Raw genomic sequence first — 21,461 nt, 5'->3', positions numbered from 1 at the left:
TGGGGTACTTTTGTGTTATTATATTCCGATAAACTCCTTTCTTTTTACTTTCCAGAAATAATTAATTTATTGTCTTCAGTCATTCGATATTGTACTTCTTTGCTTTCCAATATACTGAGGATGGTGGATAGCTTACTGGAACGAAAGGTCCCGCCGAAGAATTGGATATCCGGCACTTTGCCTTTGTAAACGACATCCACATTATACCACCGAGATAGATCGTCCATGACCTCTCTTAAGGATTTTCTATCAAAATTAAACTTCCCCTGTATCCAAGCAAGTTCCTGATCTATGTTGACCTCTCTTTTGGATAACCTGCCTTCCTGTAGTAGTGCTTGTTGCCCCGGTTCGAGGATGAGCTCAGCCTGATTGATGGTTTCTTTTACGCGCACTTTTCCTTCTGTAAGGGTCGTTTTTGTAGGGGACGGACCGACATATGCTGCTACATTAAAGTGCGTGCCTAAAACGGTAATGATCTGATCCGAAGTTCTTACAGTAAACGGTCGTTCGTGTTGTTGGGCAACTTCAAAGTAAGCTTCCCCGTTTAGTTGTACTTCTCTGCTATGTTCTTTAAACTTTGTGGGATAGTTTAATGTACTTCCCGCATTCAGTTTGACGCGGGTTCCGTCGGGAAGTGTTAGGTTGTATAGTCCTCCTCTTGGAGTCGTGACCTCCATAGAGGTGACCGATTTTGTCTCTGCAACAATTGATCCGTCACGGTAGTTGATCCCGCTATCGTCCATGTAAATTTCATTTTGTACTTCATCGAGATTGAACACGCGGCCGTCAGACAGGGTTACCGTGGCTTTGTTACGGGCTGGCGCATAGTCTACACGGGCTACTGTCTTTTCGATCGGTGCCTCTTCGGAGCTATTGAAATATAGTGTGTAGAGACCAAACAGGCCAACAAGAAGGACGCTGGCTGCAAGTAGGTAAGCGGCTAACCTTGCCTGCATTGGCGTTTTCTTGATGCTTTTGCCGGCGAGTCTATTTTTCTCAAAACGTGCAAACGCTGCTGGAACGTCTATGGAGGAGAGGTAGGTATAGCTCGCAGCCTGTTCTTGCTTGTCAGTACATCGTTCATACATTTCTCGATTTTCAGGGGATTCAGCGAGCCAATTTTTGATGGATTCCGCTTCGGAACCGCTAAGCTGGAGACCTTGGATTCGTTTCGCAATAATATGACCTATGATAATACCTTCGTTTTCTTCTTTATCGTACATATTTGTAGACTATTCATTAAGTAATACCGCACGAAATTGAAAAAGTACTAAAGAAAAATAAATTTTATTGAAAATTTTTTACAATAAATGCGCCAAGTAGTAATAAATTAAAGGTATCCCGCCTTAATCGCGCACGTAAGAGCGTCAAGGCGCGCAACTTTTGGTTCTTTACCGTCTGTATACTTATTTGCATTTCTATTGCTACTTCTTCATTACTTTTGCCTTCCAGATAGGTAGCGCTAATAATTTTCTGGGCCTTGGGAGGTAAGCTTCGAATGGCATGGTAAAGTTCACCCATCGCTTCGGCATATACAATCTGTTGGAGTTGGCTCTGCTGGGTCTGCTCTTGTGAGGAGACATAGTGGTCGGTACGTATGCTCCGACGAAGATTCGATGTGCGCTTATTTAAGGCGATATGGCGCGTAGACTGGTATAACGAGCTTTTAAAATGATCGAAGGATGCAAAGGACCGGTTGCCTTGCCATATTTTCATAAACGCTTCGTCTACAATGTCTTCTGATTCACCTGGATCGTCGGTAAATTGCGAGGCAAAGAGGCAAAGTCTACTATAATACCGATGGAAAACGAAAGAAAAGGCTTCTTCCTTCCGGATATTCAGATCGTCGAGTAGTTGCTTCTTATCTTCGTAATGCATGATGTGCGCTTTATTGATCCACGTAGTCTTAGGCTTTGATGCTGCAAATATAGCTATATTTTGGTAGGTAATTCTATTAGGATTTGGCATCTAATCATATACTCTTGTACGCTTTATGGTAAGCCAAATACCCTCGGGCGTTTTTTTGGTATCTTTACAGATGCATTAGATTTTGGATGGTGGAAAATTTTAAGAAAACGATAAAACAGCATTTTGGAGCGCTGACAGATCAGGAATGTGAATTGGTCATCTCTTTTTTTAAGGAGGAGAAACTTGAGAAAAACGATTTTTTTACGACTACCGGAAAAGCCTGTGACAAATTGAGCATCATCCGCTCGGGAATTATCAGGGTGTATGCCTATGCGGATGGTAAGGATGTTACGCAGTGGATCGCGACAGACGGCTCGTTTATGACGGAGGTGTTAGGCTTCTTTTTCGATCAGCCCAACCGATATAACATTCAGGCATACACAGATACCACATTATGGAGTATTACCAAAGCAGATTACCAAAAACTGGCTGAGGTCTTCCCGAAATGGAAAGAGATCGAAAGGCAATTTATGATGAAGTGTTTTGCTATGATAGAGAACAGAGTGTTCGCGCATTTATCGCTGAATGCAGAAGAACGGTACAATGTTTATTTTGAGCAAAATAAGGACCTGTTCAACAAAATTCCGCTGCACTATATCGCTTCTGTGCTGGGAATGTCTGCCGAGACCTTTAGCCGGATCAGAAAGCGCCAAATGGAAAAATCTTGACTTTTGTCAAGGTCGTCCGAGAGAAGATTGACGATCTTTGCTATATCAAAAAATAAGACACGATGACAAAACAAATGGATACCCTTGTAAAACTAGAAGAAGCAGGTCAGTTTTTACTGTCCATTTTCCTGTTCGCGCAATTGGATTATGCCTGGTGGGTTTTTCCTGCTTGCCTTTTATTGCCGGACATCGCCATGCTGGCCTACGCTATTAATCCTAGGGTGGGGGCTTTTTGGTATAATCTATTCCATCATAAATTGATCGCACTGGCTGTTTTTGGCGTCGGGTTTATGCTCAATTTCCCGCTATTGTCATTAGCTGGCATCATCCTTTTTGGCCATTCGGCCATGGACCGGATTTTCGGTTACGGATTAAAGTACGGCGATGATTTCAAACATACCCACCTCGGCTGGATTGGAAGAAAAAAATAGAAATATAAACACCATGAATGACTCTTCTTATTTCATTGTCGCAGGCATCGTTTTTTTCGCCAGTGTGCTTATTATTTACATCTTTAGATACGGTGGCAAAAAGAAAATTGCCATACCTTCTGCCCTGACTGACGAGTTAATGGGAGAGGTTCTCGAGCAGCGTGTTGGTTTTTATCGCCATCTGCCGGCCGATGAACAGCAGACTTTCCTGAAAAGAGTACGCTACTTTCTGGAGCATACTAAGATATCGGCAGAAAAAGGTGCCGTGGTAACCGACGAGGACAAAATACTTATTGCGGCGAGTGCTACTATCCCGCTTTTTCATTTCAAGCTATGGGTCTATCGCAATCTTACGGAAGTATTGGTGTACCCTGATTATTTTGACCAGCGGTTTAGCACAGCGAACGAAGAGCGAAATGTTGCGGGAATGGTTGGCTCGGGAGCCCTCAACAGCAAGATGATCCTGTCACAGCAGGCTTTGCGAAACGGTTTTTTGAATCTATCGGCGGGAAATACGGCCATTCATGAGTTTGTCCATCTCATCGACAAGGCGGATGGCGAGGTGGATGGTGTTCCGGAGTATCTGATTCCCAAGTCCTTGATCGAACCTTGGATCAAAGAGATGCATAAAACTATCCGCGAGATCAGATCGGGTGAATCCGATATTAGAGAATATGCGGGCACCAATGAAGCGGAATTTTTTGCTGTTGTATCTGAATATTTCTTCAAAAAACCTGCTTTGCTAAAAGAAGATCATCCGAAGTTATACCGTATGTTGGATCACATTTATGGCGTATCCGACAAACCCTAAAAAATATGTTCTAAAGTATCCATCACCGATGGATACTTTTTTGGAAGATGGTCACCGGATGGTAACGGGTTACTGACCGGAGCTTTCGTTGCGGATATAGATATCTCGTTTCGGAACAGCTATATCAATTCCGGCGTTATCCAAGGCCGTTTTGCAGTCGATAAGCAATTGTTCGTTCATTGTCCAGAAATGTTCGTTGGAAGTAGTCACCCGTACCGATAAATTTACTGCACTGTCGCCCAGGTCTGTAACTACAACTTGCGGTGCGGGTTCCTTAAATGCCAGGACATTACTTTCTGCTACGCCTAGTAAGACCTGTTGTGCTTGTTTCAGATTGGTATTGTAGGGCACGCGGATGTCAAACCATGTTCTGCGGGTGCCCAGCTGTGTATAATTTGTGATACTACTGTTGGACATAGGGCCATTGGGTACCACTACCAATTGATTTTGCGGGGTGGTGAGTTTTGTGTTAAAAATGTCGATTTCCTCCACTGTTCCTGATACTCCTGTATCGGAGGAAATGTAGTCGCCAACTTTGAAGGGCTTGAGGAGAAGAATCAATATTCCTCCTGCAAAATTGGCCAATGACCCCTGTAAGGCTAAACCGATGGCCAGCCCAGCAGCACCGATCATGGCGACAAAAGCGGAGGTTTGTACGCCGAGCTGGGAAACTACGACAATGAATAACAGAATATGAAGTGTCCAATGGATGAGGTTCAGGAGAAATCGTTGAAGGGATATATCCATTTTCCTTCGTTGAAACGCTTTTTCAGCGATACGTTTTGTAATTTTAATCAGCCAAGAGCCGATCAGGTATATGAGTAAGGCTGAAATAAGTCCTATAAGGATTTTCGGAGCCCACGCAACGGCCGCGGTGATGAAGTTGTCCCAATGTTGTTGTACATTATCAAATTCTAGATTATCCATAGTAGACATTTTTATGAAGTTTATACTGTTCTGTTTGTTTCGTATTCAATTATCTCTAATATAAAAAAATAAAATTTTCGAGCAAAATATTTCCGCGCAAACGCGTCGCGGGAATTGGGAATGCTACGATAAATTCCGTTATTTTGTGCCGTGATACCGCGGATTACGGGCTTGTCGTTTTCGAAAATCAAGCCCATATATGTTTTTATGTTGATTTTTCTATTGCTCTTGATCATAGGTGTGGTAGTCGTTAGCATTATATACGAAAAGATCGACCAGCTCAAATACCAGAACGAAACGGCAACAGCGGTGGAGCAGTCTTTGTTAATGCAGCGTGACTTTGACCTGCTCGAGCAGCGCCTAGCCCTGTTTATGAACATGCAGACCAATACGGAACACACCTATAACACGGAAACGGATGCACGCCTTCACCGCCTCTTTCTTTTTGGGGATTTGGATTCGTCTGCAGTGAGGTCTGATGATTATTACCCAATTCCGTTTCCACAGGTGGAGCGTACAGCAGGAACGCCCGTGTATGTAGATCTGTATGAACTCAATAACTATTTTCGAAATGTGAACCGATATGCGCGGGCATATGCAGCTGTGTATACAGCTGAAGGGTACTGCTTGGTACACCCGGATTCTTCGAATGTAGGTACGCTACGGGACGACGGAAGGTCTTGGCTGGAAAAGGCGCGGGGTGCCGTACAGCACTCTGCATATTTAAATTTGCCGGTAAGGAGGTTTGTTTATCCGTTGCAGCATTTTTTCTCGGATGCGTATATCGTCATATCGGTGCCCAAGATCCGCCAGGAAGAGATTACGGATATTCTATTTCTTAGTCTGCTATTAGGAGGGGTGTTGTTGGTTGCTGTAATGGCGTTTTCTGTGAGTTTATATATACAGCGAAAAAAAGAGCATGTGCTGGCTTTGGAGCGTGTAAATATACAAAAGGGACAAGCCTTGGCGCGCTTTGAAAGACTTCGGGAGCAAATGAATCCACACTTTCTCTTTAATGCGCTTGGCTCACTTCAACAGTTGGTAAAGCAAGATCAAGATCGTGCCCAACTGTTTGTTGGTAAAATGGCCAAGATGTACCGCACCATGCTTCGGCAGGATCACGCCGTATATGCGTCATTGGAGGAAGAGCTATCGCTTGCTTCGGCTTATCTTTTTCTTCAGGAAATCCGATTTAAGAATGCGCTCGCACCTATCGATATCCAAGTTGACAAGGTATATCTTCAGCGCCTACTTCCGAGGTGGTGTTTGCAGATCGTTGTAGAAAATGCGATCAAGCATAACGAATTTACGGCGTTGGCTCCATTGTCGATTCAGATTGCCGTAGACGGAGAACGATTGGTCGTTCGCAATAATTATCGGCCCAGGAAAAATGCGGATATGGAGAGTGGGGGGTATGGACTACAATACATCTATTCGGTCTATCAAGCGGCAGGAACGGAGGGGTTTCATTTTGGTACGGATGCGGAATATTTTGCCGTATACCTGCCTTTGCTCTAAGGTGAAGGACAGTTCCGTCGGTTAAATATGTGGGTTCGCTCCGTTAATCTTCGGGTTCACGTAATGACGATTGCGTTTGTAATTATTTGTAGGCACTTTTAGCCCCTGATTATCTATTAACCGTAGCAGCATACCATGCAGATGGAAGACAAAAAAAAGATTTACAACCGCTTAGGGCTGGCGTTGTGTGCAATCGCCCTTATGCAATCTTGTGCTATTTTACCTGATTTTCGGGGATATAGCAAGAAGGATGACAAGATGAGCCGAATAGATACGGCTGTATCCACCACCTCCTATCAAAAGTTGGCCGAAGGAGCACGTATCGATAGTGGAATGTTTACCGTCCTGACGAAGGATGACGACTATTACTTTGGGATTCCCAAAACGGCACTGGACAAAGATTTTCTGCTGATACACAAAGTATCCTCGGTACCGTTGGCCATTAATGAGGCTGGTGTAAATAAGGGGATGAATTTCGAGAACAAGGTGATTCGCTTCGTGCCTAAGAGAAATGGAAAGGAAATTTGGGTAGGGGAGTATGATCCGAAAGTCGATGTAAAGGATCAGGATGCGATTGCACAATCTGTTGCAGATAATTATCGGGCTTCGTTTATCGAGTCATTTAAAGTAGTGTGCTACGATGCAGACTCGACGATGGCTTTTATTAAAGTCAATAAGGTATTTGATGGATCGGAAAAAAGCTTTTTGGATGTGTTTGCTAATTTGGGACTCGGCACTTCACCAAATAAGGCCATCTCTTCGATAGAACAGATGAAAGCGTTTGATAATAATATTGTCATCAAATCTATCTATTCGACTAAGGTGACGGAAGGTAATGCGTCAATCCCGATTTCAATCTCGGTAACAAGTAATCTTTACGGACTGCCGGAGCAGCCCATGCTTCCGCGGTTTGCCGATCCCAGAGTGGGTTTCTTTACAACACCACGTTGGTACTTCTCGGATGAACAGCAGGAACTGGATAAACGTAAATTAGTGACAAGGTGGCGATTAGAGCCCAAGGAAGAGGATCGGGAACGCTATAGCCGGGGTGAATTGGTGGAACCTAAGAAACCGATTGTTTTCTATATAGATCCTGCTACGCCCAAGCAATGGCGTCAACAGATTATTGCCGGGGTATACGATTGGCAGGTAGCTTTTGAAGCGGCGGGCTTTAAGAATGCAATCGTGGCAAAGGAACTGCCCGATACGGTGTCCTTTGATCCTGATGACGCAAATGTATCATCTATTGTATATGCGGCTTCTTCTCAAGCCAATGCCATGGGACCATCGGTTGTAGATCCACGGTCGGGAGAGATTTTGGAAGCGGATGTCATCTGGTGGCACAACGTGATGACGGTGCTCAATAGCTGGATGCGTATACAGACGGGTATCATCGATACGGCAGCCCGCGGAAATACATTCTCGGACGAAAAAATGGCCCACGCGATACGGTTTGTTTCTTCGCATGAAATCGGGCACACACTTGGACTAATGCATAATATGGGGTCTTCTCATGCTTTCCCAGTGGATTCTTTGCGTTCGCCGTCGTTTACCAAAAAGATGGGAGGGACAGCGACATCGATTATGGACTATGCCCGTTTTAATTACGTGGCACAGCCGGAGGATGGTGTACAGGCGATTACACCTGTAATCGGCTTGTACGATAAGTACGCTATTGAATGGGCTTATCGTTGGTACGATGTGAACACGCCTTGGGAGGAATTACCCACGTTGCGCCAAGCGATCGAGAAGTACCAACACGATCCGAATTATTGGTACGGCGAACAACAGGATAGTAAAAATGTGGTAGACCCGCGGGCGCAATCGGAAGATTTGGGCGACAACGCCATGCTAGCGGGTCGTTATGGTTTGCGAAATCTGAAACGTATGATGCCGCAGATCATCCAATGGACCACGGCGGCCGGAGAAAACTACTACAAAGCGGGTAAGCTTTATATGGGGGGTATTGGACAGTGGTATACGTATGCGGACCATGTTGTTAATAATATAGGCGGTATTTATCTGGAAAATCCGGTATTGGGCGACGGCAAAAGTGCTTACAGTCCGGTCTCCCGGGCAACGCAGGAGGAGGCTTTTGCTTACTTGGAAGAACAGGTTCTTCGGATACCTTCTTGGTTGTTTGTACCGGAGCTGATGACCAAGACGTTTCCACTACGCGATAGCCCTGTCGGTGTATTTGAATATGCGCCTTACAATCTTCAACGGGAATTTCAGTACAGCTTGTTGTATAATTTGGTTAAGGATGAGCGGCTGTTGCGTATGATTGAGATGGAAAACTTATTCGGGCCGGAAATGACCTGGACAGCGGAGGAGCTCTTCCAGGCATTGCGTAAAGTAGTTTTTGATAAAACCATGCAGAAAGAAAATTTGGATTTGGATACGCGTATGCTACAGCAAAATTATATCGATGTGCTCATGGTGTCGAGCAATAAAGCCATGGAAAAAATTAACGAGAAAAAAATACAGCAGGTGAATACCTTATTGGAGGCGTTAAATCCACCGCTCTGCCCGTGGCACGAGCACGGCCACTCCGATACGAAACTACGGAACGTACATGTAACAGGGATGGCCAGAACATCGGATATGCTGACCTTGAAAAGGGGGGAACTTCTTCGCATCTATGAGTTGCTGAAGAAAGCGAGAAACACAGACGATGCAGCTACGAAAGCGCATTATGAAGATCTTCTCTTGCGTATAGGTGTGACTTTAAATATGAATAACTAACAAATATTTTTAATGTATAGAATAGTAATTATCTTGATGATATGCTGTGTGCATATAAGCTGGGCACAGGATATGAAGTCCCTGAAAGGACGTGTGTTGGACGCTGTGACAAACACGGCGATTGCCGGGGCGGCTGTTACGGTAGACCGTTCTGCTGTAGCGGAACAAACCGGTGTAGCGGGACAGGTACAGCAGTCTGTCTTAGGGACAATCACCGATGCGAACGGCGATTTTTCGTTCGATCTACCGCGTGATGTCAACACGGTTACGGTGTCTTTTATGGGGTACGAGCCTTTACGGGTTACGGTTTATCAAGGGCATAAAACGTTGTTGCTCCAACCAGACGATACCGCTTTGGAAGAGGTGATCGTGACGGGTTATAGCGACATTAAGAAGCGCAAGAATACCACGGCGTATACAAAAATCGATGCTGAAAAAATCAAGCAGTCGGGTGTGGCGAGTATCGAACAGATGCTGGAAGGACAGGTACCGGGTATGCAGTTTTCCAATTTAAGCGGTGGACCAAACGGCGTATCGCAGATCCGTATCCGGGGTACGGTTTCGATGAATGGTACGCAGGACCCGTTATGGGTAGTGGATGGTATGCCTATAGAGGGTACGGAGTTGCCCAATCGCTTGGACAAAGATGATATAAACACGTTAAGAAATTTGCCGATTGCCGGATTGAACCCTGAAGATATCAAAGACATCTCTGTTTTAAGGGATGCGGCTGCGACAGCGATTTACGGGGCACGTGCGGCAAATGGGGTTATCGTGATTACCACCAAAAGGGGACAAGCAGGACCGGCAAAGGTCAGCGTTTCTGCGAATACATTTGTGACGCAACGGCCGGACTTTGATCGTCTGAACTTGATGAATGCTTCCCAGAAGGTCGATTTTGAACTGGAGATGGCGAAGCGTGCTGATTTGACGTATCGATCGGGTAAGGGGGCCATTGCGCGGTTGCTGACGGCGTCCAATGAATGGGATAGCTTTCGTGCAGGTGGATTAACAGCCCTTTCTCCTGAAACCCGAAATGCAATTGATGCGCTGCGTGGCCATGAATATGATTGGGCGGATAATTTGTTCCGCAATGCGATCAACCAGCAATACAATGCATCGGTTTCGGGCGGAACGGAAAACCATCGTTACTACGTTTCGGCAGGCTACTTTGACGAGAAGGGAAGCATGCACAATGTCGATATGAATCGTTATAACTTAACGTTGAATAATGATTTCCGTATCAGTAGCCGATTGAAAGCAGGGATAAACCTCTTGGGATCTGTGAGTAACCGGCGCAACCCCATACAGGATAGGGATGCTTTTACCAATCCAAGTTATTATGTGCGCACGGTCAATCCGTATTTGGCGATTCGAAATGAGGATGGCTCGTATGTAAATGATCCGGATATTGAAGGCTTTGAGAATGATACATACATTCCGTTTAATGCTCTTGAAGAAAGGGAGAATACCAGATATAGCTTATCTAACAAGGCGCTCAAGGCAATCTCCTACTTACAGTACGATATCTTACATAATCTAAATATCCGATCGGAGCTGGGGTTACAGTTTGACGAGACCGGTACGGAGAGGTTTATGGATGAGGAAAGCTATTACCGGCGCAAGCTGTATCATAGCACGCGATATTTTAGCGATGGGGAAAAGTACTTTTTGCCAGCGGGTGGTCTGATCGAAAATACGGCTAACAGTAGTTTCCAATACAATTGGAAATCGTTCTTGAGTTATAATACGAGCTTTGCGGAGCGCCATGAACTGGAAGTCATGGGCGGAACGGAATTGCGCCGTAGCAAAAACACCTTGATATCCACCAAAGGTTTTGGGTTTAATCCGACAACGCTGACGACGAAGCCTATCGTTTTTCCAAATTCGGGATATGAAAACGATGAACGTTTCCGTCAATACGCCAAAAGTATTGGTGAAACGTCGTATGCTTCCTTCTTTGCGAATGCGACCTATACGCTAGATCGTAAATATAACCTCTTCGGAAGCATTCGTTACGACGGATCGAATATGTTTGGTGTCGATCCCAAATACCGCTTCCTACCGATTTGGTCGCTCGCGGGATCTTGGGTCGTATCCGAAGAATCTTTTATGAGGACTGTACCGGTGATCTCCAATTTGCGCTTGCGTGCGTCTTATGGAATACAGGGAAACGTAGACCGGAATACCTATCCATTTTTCATTGGGCAATATAACAATAGTACGATCTTACCGGGCTCCAATGAACAGACGATAGTCGTCGATATGCCCGCAAATGATAAACTCCGCTGGGAGCGTACGCAGACCTGGAACGCAGGACTTGATATCGGACTTTGGGCAGATAGGGTAAACGTCACGCTGGATTATTACAACCGCAATAGTACCGATGTGATCGGTGTGAGCCAACTTGCGCTCGAAAATGGTTTTCAAGATATACAGCGGAACTGGGCGTCTGTGAAAAATGAAGGTATCGAACTTATGATTTCCAGCAGAAATATCGTACGCGATCGTTTTGAATGGGGAACGGATTTTAATATCGCCCATAATAACAATAAGCTAACGAAAGTACTGGCCGATCCAAAATCTTATGTACTCGACAACCAGGAAGGTTACCCGCTCAATTCCATATTCGTGTTACCGACAGCGGGACTGGATGCTGACGGCCTGATGCAGTTTCAGGGAGCAACCGGAGAAACGGTTGCGTTCGAAGATTTTTATGGTCTCTATGACCCCTGGGCGGATTTCCTGCCGGGATATATGGTTGCTACAGAACTTACACCGGATACGTACCGTAGCAAATTCCGCTACTTAGGGAATGCGGATCCGAAGTTTGTGGGCGGTATGACCAATAGATTCCGTTTTGATCACTTCGACTTAGCGGTATCTGCGGCATTTAATCTGGACAGATGGATGCGCGGCACACCACCATACAATCCGGCAAGTGTGGACCGTGGTATGAACCAATCCAATAGGGTAATGGATGCGCTCCAAGGAAACGGCTTGCCAGCCTTGGGCAGTACGAATATCGAAGACAATGCGCGCTGGATTGCGTACAGTTGGATGATGGACAATGACCCGGTACGATCTTTTGGTTATTACGATATTTGGGCGAAAAATATGAGCTATGTGCGCATCAACAGTATACGCCTGGGGTATAGCATGCCAGCCAAAATCGCTAAACGTATAGGTGCGGGTAGCGTTCGATTTAATGTGGAAGGCAGAAACTTATTCGTTTTCGGTGATTCGTATGACGATTATTTCGATCCTGAAACGTATGGTAATTTCTATGCGCAGCCGATTACCAAATCGTTTACGTTTGGTTTATCTGCCCAGTTTTAACGCTTTTTTAATTCTATTGATATGAGACAAAAATTTATTTATATATGCATAGCCATCGCAGGGGTATTTATGCATTCCTGCGATAGATACTTGGATATACAGCCTGTGGGAACGGTTGTACCCTCGACCGAATCCGACTTTCGGGCGTTGCTGACCAGTGGATATTCGGTTTTTCCGACACATAAATCTTTATTATCCTTACGGACCGACGAATTGCTATTGGATGAATTTTCCACGGACATGGCGGTTCTGAAAGATATTTATATCTGGAATGACCAAGCGCCCGATCCGACAACACTGTCTTATCCTTGGGCGACGTTCTACAAGAGTATATTTTATGCGAATTTGCTGTTGACAGAAATCGATGATAAATTGGGTGATAATGAGGTAACGAAGCAGCTAAAGGCGGAAGCCTACCTATTGCGGGCGTACAGCCATTTTGAACTGCTCAACTGTTATGCGCCTGTATATAGTGATGCTAACAAACAGCACAGGGGAGTACCTATCGCAGAGACGATAGATCTGGAGCAGAAGTTTCCTGTTCGCACAGTAGAGGAGGTATATACGTTTATTGCGAATGATATGGCGCGTGCAACGGAACTGATGCAGATCGGTAATCAACCTTCGGAGCACCGGTACCGGTTTAGTAAACGGGCGCTGCATGCTTTCGCGGCACGTTTACATCTCTATCGTTCAGAATGGAAACAGGCGCTATCGGAAGCGCAGACGGCCTTGGCGATAGAAGGCGGGCTGGTAGATTTAAATGACGGAGAGGCACTCTTGCCCAATGATTTTGAATCGGTCGAATCTATCCAGGCTTGGGACAATCCGTCTACAGCGCAATTACAATCTAGTACGAACGTTTCGGAGCATATCATCTCGCTGTATGATCAGGTTAACGATCAACGTTTTGCATACTATTTTAAAAAATCCGGCAATGAATACAGATCGCTTAAAGGAGGGGATAACCGATTTAAGGTCAGTTTTAGAAATGGCGAGCTTTATTTGATTGTCGCGGAAGCAGCGTTGCATCTAGACAACAAAACGGTAGCCTTGGAAGCATTTCGTACGTTAGCGCAACATCGATTGTCGGCATCGGCTGCTTCGGAACAGGAAAATAAGTTGGATGCACTATCGAACGAAGAACTGTTGGAATTCCTGCAGGAGGAGCGGACTCGTGAATTGGCTTTAGAGGGCTTGCGCTGGTATGACTTAAAACGCTGGGGACGTCCCGAAATCCAACATCTTTTCTTGGGTGAAACGTATACGCTACAGAAGGAAGATCCACGGTATACGATCCGCTATCCGAGAGAGGCGATCGAGAATAACCCCGAACTGCTTTAGTTTAGTTTCTGGCCCACACTGTTTGAAAAATCCCTTATGCTATGGTCGTAGCATAAGGGATTTTTTCTATTTTTACCGTATGGCTTGGCAAATACTTGTGGTAGAGGATGAAGAATGGGCTTGGAATAGCCTTCGGGATATGCTGGCGACGTCGCTGCTTGCTGAAAACCCTAACTTGGTTAGGTTGGATACGATTCGGGATGCGGTGGAATGGCTTAGAAAAAATAAGCCGGATTTGATCTTTATGGATATTCATCTGGCAGACGGAATTAGTCTTGAGGTGTTTAAACAAGTGCCGGTATCGGCGCCAGTTATTTTTACAACGGCGTACGACGATTATGCGCTGGATGCTTTTCAGAACCAAGGTTATGCATACCTGTTGAAACCTTTCGATGCAGAGGATCTGGAGCGCGCTATAGCCAAGGTGAGAAAACTACTGCCTTCGGACGAACCGCGTTACAAAAATCGCTTTCTGGTCAAATATGGGATCCATCTCAAATCGCTCCCGGTGAGTGATATCGCCTACTTTATGGCGGAAGACAAGATTTTATTTGTTATCGAAAAATCGGGTGGACGTTACATCATGGAGGATACCTTGATGGGGATAGCCGCAAAACTGGATCCGACCTTTTTCTTTCAAGTGAACCGCAAATTTATGGTGCATATCGATGCCATTGTATCCATGGTGAAAATAAGCCGTGGTCGTGTTAAGATAAAACTGCTTCCTGAAAATGATACAGATGTAATTGTAAGTCAGGAACGTTCAATTCTCTTCCAGGAGTGGCTAGGGCGATAGATTAATTTCGTATTAATCTTCTTGGGCGTTATCAACCAGATGCCCATTTGAATTCCAACGCGGATATTTCTATGTTGTGGGCATCACAAAGCGTTAGCGCCCGATGTCGCAACCGCATGATCGTCTTCGACGGTACTACCACTTACACCAATAGCACCTAGGATTGTACCGTTTCCGTCTTTTATCAAAACGCCACCAGGAAAGGTGATGAGACCATTGTTGGAGTGCTCGATGTTGTAAAGTGAGCCACCCGGTTGCGATAGTTTACCGATTTCGCCAGTATTCATATTAAAATACCGAGCCGTACGTGCCTTTTTCTGTGAGATATCAATCGAACCCAACCAAGCATCGTCCATTTTGTTGAATGCAACTAAATTAGTTCCTGAGTCGACGACTGCAATATTCATTTTTACGCCTAATTCTTCTGATTTTTTAAGGGCAGCGTCTATTACTTTGCGCGCCTGTTCTAATGTGATGTTACCCATGATTGTATGATTTATCTAACTGATGAACAGTAAAGTTATCGTTTATAAAATACAATACCAAAACGGTAATCTAGGAGAAGAATAGTAATACAGCAATTGTAGTATAATAGGGAAATACAGGATTAAAAAAAAAGTCTACCTTTTTAGTAGTTTTTTATATGGGTATTTATATCTTTGTCCCATCGTTCATCAATTGGCGTTGGCAACGAGTATAATTTTTACTAATAAACAATTATCGTAATGAAAAAGTATGACATTGACTCTTTAAAGAGATTCTTATCTAACCTTCCCTTCCACATTTTATTTTGTGGTTCTTGTCGAATGTGCCGTTAATACCGTGCTATCTTAAAGCAACAAAACGAAGAAATTAAATTCATTCGTAGGGCTACTTATTCACTATAAAAGTCAATTACTATTGACTTTTGCATCATTCAACATTAGCTATTTTTTATGAAATATATAAGAGTACTTCGGTATTCATCTTTGTCGGCTATGGTATTATTCTTTTGTATAGTACATACTTACGGACAAGTGTCGCCGATACCAATCATCAATGCTACATTGACAGGGTCTGTTATAGATGGGGTTTCTAAGGGTCCGCTTGAGGGTGTAACTATTCAATTAGATGCGGTTACGCATAGTGTTAAGACAGATCGGGATGGAAGATTTCAATTTGTAACTGGCCAGAAATTGCCGTTCACATTGTCGATCTCCTATATAGGTTATGAGTCGAAAACAGTAGTAGTAAACACATCTCCAACAATAATAGAATTATTTCCGGTTTCAGAAGATATCGACGAAGTTATTGTGGTCGGATATGGTGTGCAGAAAAAAAGAGATGTAACGGGTTCGGTTTCCAGTTTGAAGGAGACTGATTTTAATAGGGGAGGCGCAGTAACATCTGTAGATCAGCTTTTACAGGGAGGTGCAGCTGGCGTTAATATACAGCAGTCTAGTTCGGAACCGGGAGGGGGTGTTAACGTTCGTATTAGAGGTAATAATTCGATTAACGCCGGATCCAGCCCGCTCTATGTGATAGATGGGTTGCCTATTGATAATTCAGCCAACCTCACTTCTTCTTCTGGAGAAGGGGGAATAGCAAATAACCTCGTCGCGAAAAATCCAATAAATTCAATTAATCCCAGTGATATCGCATCAATTGAAGTATTGAAAGATGCTTCGGCTACCGCTATTTATGGATCAAGGGCCGCCAATGGTGTTATTTTGATAACAACCAAAAGAGGTACTGCGGGTCAGAAGAGATTAAACTATGGGCTTAATGTCGGTGTACAATCGTTAGCGAATAGGATAGATATCTTGAATACTGCGGAATATATTGATGTGGTTAATCAACTATCAGTTGAGCGTGGGAGCGATCCCGTTTTTGATTATGAAGCGATCGCGGCAATTGGTTCAGGAACCGATTGGCAAAATGCAATTTTACGGAAAGCAGCTGTACATGATCACAATCTATCCCTATCGGGAGGATCGGAATCGTTATCTTATTTTACATCCTTAAATGTTACTTCTCAAGATGGTATCGTACGTAACACCGGAATGGATAGATATGCTGGTCGGGTGAATCTGGATGGTACTTTTGCTGCAAAAGGTAAGTTTGGTATCAACATAACAACCAGTAGGATAATAGATAATAATGCGGTTGACGGCAATAGCATCAATGAATCTGCAGGACCTATCAATGCGGCATTATTATATGATCCAACCGAATCTATCTACCATCCGGATGGCTCATTTACTCGTTCATCGTTTTTGACGATTAACAATCCCTTAAGCCTTGTCAACGGTATCCAGAACGAAAGTACTCTAAACCGAACGCTTGGAAATGTTTTCTTTGAATATGAAATCGCAAATGGACTTAAGGCTAAGGTTAATCTGGGAACGGATCTTTTTTCACAGCGTAGGGATATTTTTAATAGTACGCTCACGATTCGGGGCGCGGCACAAAACGGGATAGCCAACATAGCAACGCTTGAAAAACAAGATATTCTGGGGGAATATACGATGCATTACAATAAACAATTTGCGGGAGGGAATACACTCGATGTGCTCGGCGGGATCACTTATCAGAATTTTCAAATTAAACGTTTTGGTGGCTCGATAGGAAATTTCCCATCAGACAACCTCGCTACAAATAACCTGAACTTAGGTGATATCGCAACGGCTTCGCTCAATAGCGGAAAAGCAGAAAATACGCTGTTATCGTATCTAGGTAGGGTTAACTATACCCATAATGATAAGTATATCCTGACAGGGACGCTTCGGGCGGACGGATCTTCGCGTTTTGGGACCGATAATAAATTTGGTTATTTTCCGTCAGTAGCAGCAGGTTGGCTACTTTCAAATGAGCCATTTATTCCTCAATTCTTTAATAACTTAAAGTTAAGAGGAAGCTATGGTGTTACGGGCAACCAAGATATCGGAAACTACAATTCGTTACAAACCTTCACAACAGGAGGAACCTTTGTATCAGGAAATACGTTAGTGGTAGGAACCTCGCCATCTAGAATCGGTAACCGTGATCTAAAATGGGAGTCTACTGCACAGTCAAATATAGGAGTAGACGCCTCTTTCTTTCAAAACAGATTAAGCCTTACCGCCGATTATTTCGTGAAATCGACAAAGGATATGCTGATTGAACTACCATTGCCATCAGGAACAGGATATCGCTCGATTCTTTCGAATATCGGAAGCATGAGGAACAGCGGTATAGAATTTTATCTGTCTGGTGATATCATACAAAAAAACAAATTTAGATGGACCTCGTCACTAAATTTCACGCTCATAAAGAATAAGGTAACAGATTTGGGAGATGCTAAGCGGATACTCACGGGAAGTGCGGCAAATATTGGGAATGTAGCGATCATCACGGAAGGTGAACCTGCATTTTCTTATTACGGCTACAAGGTGATAGGTATCTTTAACGATGTGGACCAAATTGCAAATAGTGCGCAGCCATCTTCCCGGCCGGGATATCCAATTTTTGAAGATGTGAATAACGACGGGAGAATAAATGCTGACGATCAGCAAATAATAGGTAATCCTTATCCAGATTTCACCTATGGGTGGCGTAATGAGGTAGCTTATGGAGATTTTAGTTTAAATTTCTTGTTTCAAGGGCAGTATGGCGGGGATATCTTAAATGGTAATATTCTGGAAAGCCTTTATCCAAGCAATTACCGGCGAAACATGTTGAGCATTACTGTTGAAGATCGTTGGACGATAGATAATCCTGATGCGAAATGGCCATCAGCGACCGAACCAACCTCGTATGGTGGGGGGAAATCCAACACGTTAGCGCTGCAAGATGCTTCTTATCTGCGGTTAAAGTATATTCAATTGAATTATAATCTTCCATTACGCTCGACAAAGTCTGTCAGGGGAATTCAGGTATTTTTGTCTGCACAAAACCTATTTACCATTAGTAACTACGTTGGGTATGATCCGGAAGCCAATGCGTTAGGGGGAAGTAGTGCCCGAATAGATTTAAATACATATCCGTTGGCGAGGGTGTGGTCTGCTGGTTTAAATGTATCATTTTAATTCGTAATATTTAATCAGATGAAAATTTCAAAATATATACCGCTTGTATTATTAATCTTTGCGACGTCCTCCTGTGATTCTTTACTCCAGGAAGACCTTTATTCTGAATTGGACGATAACTATGCAAATTCTCCAGAGGGTCTGCAGTCACTGCTCACCTCCGCTTATGGCAATGCACAGCTCAGAAACTATGAATACTTTTTCACATCGGGTATGACTTCTGGTGAAAACTGGAATGAGTACGGTGCAATTGAAGCAAACTTTACGCCTTTGTGCAATTTTACATGGGATAGCAACCATCCGTATTTTAGCGGAATATGGACACGATTGTATAGTGTGATACGCGACGTCAACATTATTTTAAAAAATGCTGACCCGGCTAATGATACGCAACTAATTGCGGAAGCCAAATTTTTAAGGGGAATTAGCTATTATTGGTTACACGATTGGTTCGGACGGCTCCCCTTGTACAAGAGTCCGGACGATGACTACCTTCAATCACGTGTTACGGAAGAGCAGACCGTAGCTTTTATTGAGCAAGATTTGCTGGAAGCAGCTGATATTTTGCCGGTTAAGCAGTCTGTATATGGAAAAGCAACGAAGGGAGCGGCGTTAAGCTTCCTCGCAAAATTGTATTTAAATACAAAGAGATGGCAAGAATGTGCTGATATCACTGGTGAAATTATCGAATTGCAGGAATATAGCTTGTTTAGTGATTATGCCAAGTTGTTTTTGATTGAAAATGAGGGTAATGCAGAACTTATCTGGACAATACAGTCTACTCCGCAGCTGGGAAATCCGTTTGTGGCGAATACCTTTCCTACAGACTACCCACATCTTCCAAACCAAACGATCTATGCCTCACAGGTATATCTTTTTGATGATTTTGTCAACTCATTTGCTGCTAATGATAAAAGACGTGAATTGATTATTACCTCATATACCAATACGAATGGTGTTTTTGTACAACTTTTAGGGAATAACCGATCTTATCCTGGAAAATATGAATTTGATAAGGATGCGATTGGTGCTTCTTATGGAAATGATGTGCCAGTCTTACGTTATGCAGATGTGCTGATCAGTAGGGCGGAAGCGCTAAATGAATTGAATGGACCCAATGCGGAATCGATAGATCTATTGAATCAGGTACGGCAGCGAGCACTACCAGCATCGTTGCAACTTGGAGACTTCAGCAAGGAAACACTTAGAGAACAAATTTTTAAGGAACGGACATGGGAGTTTTGGTACGAACAGGCGCGAAGGAGTGATCAGGTGCGTCAGGGAATTTTCATCTCTGAGGCAAACAGACGAGGTAAAACTGCTGCAAAAGCGCATCACGTCCTTTTTCCTATTCCGCAAACAGAAATTGATGCTAACCCTAACCTGGAACAAAACGATGGATATTAATAATCACAAAATTAAAATCATGAAAAACTTTTTAGTAAAATCAGCAGGAGTATTTATTGCAGTATACGGACTGCTTCTAAATGGATACGCCCAGCAGAGCCAATCGGCATCACAGCCAAATTTTATCTTGATATTTACGGACGATCAAGGGTATGGAGACTTGGGTACGTATGGTAACCCTACGATAAAGACACCTCATATTGATCAATTGGCCGCCGAAGGACAGAAATGGACAAATTTCTATGTGGCAGCCAACGTGTGTACACCGTCACGAGCAGCGTTGATGACGGGGCGTTTACCGATTAGAAGTGGGATGCAAGGAGAGAAAAGAAGGGTGCTCTTTCCGGATTCTAAAGGCGGTCTTCCTGCATCAGAGATAACGATCGCACGTTTATTAAAACAAAAAGGTTATCACACGGGAATTATAGGTAAATGGCACTTAGGAAGTCTACCGGAGTTTTTACCAACGCGGCATGGATTTGATTATTATTATGGAATTCCATATAGTAATGATATGGATCGGGTCGATTCTATTCCGTATCTCCAAGCTATTACGCAACCTAAGAATGAATATTTTCAAGTTCCGCTACTTCGCAATGAGGAGATAATTGAACGTCCGGCTGTCCAAAATACCTTGACGGAGCGGTACACAGATGAAGCGATTGAGTTTATTTCGAAAAATCAAGGTGAACCGTTTTTTCTTTATCTAGCGCATTCCATGCCGCATGTCCCACTGTTTGCAAACGAAAAGTTTAAAGGTAAAAGTGCGCGGGGCCTATATGGTGATGTTATCGAAGAAATAGATTGGAGTGTGGGGAAGATTGTCGAAGCCTTGAAGAAAAACGGTTTGGATAAAAATACGTATGTGGTGTTTGTAACGGACAATGGTCCTTGGAAAATATTTAAAGAATTGGGTGGTTCGTCAGGACCATTGTATGGCGCTAAGGGGAATAGTTACGAAGGTGGGGTACGCGTCCCCGCAATTTTTTGGGGGCCAGATCATGTAACACCAGGACAGGTTACAGAAATAGGAAGTACATTGGACGTGTTGGTAACCTTTGCCAATCTTGCTGGGGCAGATTTGCCAAACGACCGGGTTTTTGATGGATACGATTTGACGAAGGTCCTAAATGGAAGTACGGAAAAAAGCCCAAGGAATGAAATGTTCTATTATCATGCTTCAACACTCGTGGCTGTACGTCAGGGACCATATAAATTAAGCTTTTATGAAAATAGTGAAAAAGGCTACCCTGACCAACTGAAAAAATTGGAAAAACCGAAATTGCATAATCTGAATGAAGATATCGGTGAAGCTGAAGATATTGCAGATCAGCACGAAGATATCGTAGAGGCTTTGTCTTCACTTGCAGAAGGACACAGTAAAACGATTGTGCCCGTCGTAAGTCAATTGGATATTTTATAAAAATGTGAAATGATGTGAGCCATTCTGCATCGTGGTAA

15 protein-coding genes are annotated in these 21,461 nt (G+C 43.7%); 11 read left to right on the top strand and 4 right to left on the bottom strand.

Features of this window, described 5'->3' with window-relative positions:
- Nucleotides 1–44: 44 nt before the first annotated feature.
- Both H8B17_RS15515 and H8B17_RS15510 read right to left on the bottom strand, forming a co-directional pair.
- A complete protein-coding gene (locus H8B17_RS15515; RefSeq protein ID WP_190310129.1) occupies nucleotides 45–1,223 on the bottom strand; it encodes a FecR family protein in 1,179 nt (392 codons plus the stop codon).
- A gap of 64 nt (nucleotides 1,224–1,287) precedes the next feature.
- Complete coding sequence (locus H8B17_RS15510) at nucleotides 1,288–1,878, bottom strand: RNA polymerase sigma factor (RefSeq protein ID WP_190310128.1); 591 nt, start codon at nucleotides 1,876–1,878, stop codon at nucleotides 1,288–1,290.
- Between the two features lie 176 nt (nucleotides 1,879–2,054).
- Here H8B17_RS15510 and H8B17_RS15505 point away from each other — a divergent pair, with 176 nt between their 5' ends.
- From H8B17_RS15505 to H8B17_RS15495, 3 genes are all read left to right on the top strand, one after another.
- Nucleotides 2,055–2,636 (top strand): Crp/Fnr family transcriptional regulator, encoded by a 582-nt coding sequence (locus H8B17_RS15505; RefSeq protein ID WP_223816612.1) that lies wholly within the window; start codon nucleotides 2,055–2,057, stop codon nucleotides 2,634–2,636.
- Nucleotides 2,637–2,698: 62 nt separating this feature from the next.
- Complete coding sequence (locus H8B17_RS15500; protein ID WP_223816611.1) at nucleotides 2,699–3,067, top strand: DUF4260 domain-containing protein; 369 nt, start codon at nucleotides 2,699–2,701, stop codon at nucleotides 3,065–3,067.
- The gene (locus tag H8B17_RS15495; protein ID WP_223816610.1) at nucleotides 3,021–3,878 is read left to right on the top strand and encodes a M90 family metallopeptidase; all 858 of its coding nucleotides are present in this window, start codon (nucleotides 3,021–3,023) and stop codon (nucleotides 3,876–3,878) included. The genes H8B17_RS15500 and H8B17_RS15495 overlap by 47 nt, the downstream gene beginning before the upstream one ends.
- A 69-nt stretch (nucleotides 3,879–3,947) precedes the next feature.
- Here H8B17_RS15495 and H8B17_RS15490 read toward each other — a convergent pair whose 3' ends face one another.
- A complete protein-coding gene (locus H8B17_RS15490; protein WP_190310126.1) occupies nucleotides 3,948–4,805 on the bottom strand; it encodes a mechanosensitive ion channel family protein in 858 nt (285 codons plus the stop codon).
- A 207-nt stretch (nucleotides 4,806–5,012) separates the two neighbouring features.
- Between H8B17_RS15490 and H8B17_RS15485 the strand changes: the two genes are divergently transcribed.
- From H8B17_RS15485 to H8B17_RS15465, 5 genes are all read left to right on the top strand, one after another.
- Entirely contained in the window at nucleotides 5,013–6,323 is a 1,311-nt protein-coding gene (locus H8B17_RS15485; RefSeq protein WP_190310125.1) for a histidine kinase, read from the top strand.
- Between the two features lie 141 nt (nucleotides 6,324–6,464).
- Nucleotides 6,465–9,068, top strand: a complete 2,604-nt coding sequence (locus H8B17_RS15480; protein WP_223816609.1) for a zinc-dependent metalloprotease — start codon at nucleotides 6,465–6,467, stop codon at nucleotides 9,066–9,068.
- A gap of 12 nt (nucleotides 9,069–9,080) precedes the next feature.
- Nucleotides 9,081–12,407, top strand: a complete 3,327-nt coding sequence (locus tag H8B17_RS15475; RefSeq protein WP_190310124.1) for a SusC/RagA family TonB-linked outer membrane protein — start codon at nucleotides 9,081–9,083, stop codon at nucleotides 12,405–12,407.
- A 21-nt stretch (nucleotides 12,408–12,428) separates the two neighbouring features.
- A complete protein-coding gene (locus H8B17_RS15470) occupies nucleotides 12,429–13,751 on the top strand; it encodes a RagB/SusD family nutrient uptake outer membrane protein (RefSeq protein ID WP_190310123.1) in 1,323 nt (440 codons plus the stop codon).
- A 79-nt stretch (nucleotides 13,752–13,830) separates the two neighbouring features.
- Nucleotides 13,831–14,547, top strand: coding sequence for a LytR/AlgR family response regulator transcription factor (locus H8B17_RS15465; protein WP_190310122.1), 717 nt, complete (start codon nucleotides 13,831–13,833; stop codon nucleotides 14,545–14,547).
- 83 nt (nucleotides 14,548–14,630) lie between these two features.
- Here H8B17_RS15465 and H8B17_RS15460 read toward each other — a convergent pair whose 3' ends face one another.
- A complete protein-coding gene (locus tag H8B17_RS15460; protein ID WP_190310121.1) occupies nucleotides 14,631–15,032 on the bottom strand; it encodes a GlcG/HbpS family heme-binding protein in 402 nt (133 codons plus the stop codon).
- Nucleotides 15,033–15,482: 450 nt separating this feature from the next.
- On the opposite strand from H8B17_RS15460, the gene H8B17_RS15455 reads away from it, so the two are divergent.
- The 3 genes from H8B17_RS15455 to H8B17_RS15445 are packed head-to-tail and all read left to right on the top strand — an operon-like array spanning nucleotide 15,483 to nucleotide 21,423.
- On the top strand, nucleotides 15,483–18,593 hold the full coding sequence (locus tag H8B17_RS15455) for a SusC/RagA family TonB-linked outer membrane protein (RefSeq protein ID WP_190310120.1): 3,111 nt from the start codon (nucleotides 15,483–15,485) through the stop codon (nucleotides 18,591–18,593).
- 18 nt (nucleotides 18,594–18,611) lie between these two features.
- Complete coding sequence (locus H8B17_RS15450; RefSeq protein WP_190310119.1) at nucleotides 18,612–20,000, top strand: RagB/SusD family nutrient uptake outer membrane protein; 1,389 nt, start codon at nucleotides 18,612–18,614, stop codon at nucleotides 19,998–20,000.
- Between the two features lie 19 nt (nucleotides 20,001–20,019).
- Complete coding sequence (locus tag H8B17_RS15445; RefSeq protein WP_190310118.1) at nucleotides 20,020–21,423, top strand: sulfatase family protein; 1,404 nt, start codon at nucleotides 20,020–20,022, stop codon at nucleotides 21,421–21,423.
- Nucleotides 21,424–21,461 lie beyond the last annotated feature (38 nt).

The organism is Sphingobacterium arenae, from assembly GCF_014692505.1.
Lineage (GTDB): Bacteria > Bacteroidota > Bacteroidia > Sphingobacteriales > Sphingobacteriaceae > Sphingobacterium > Sphingobacterium arenae.
Note: the sequence above shows the minus strand (reverse complement) of the source record. Positions and strands in the feature narration are given on the sequence as shown.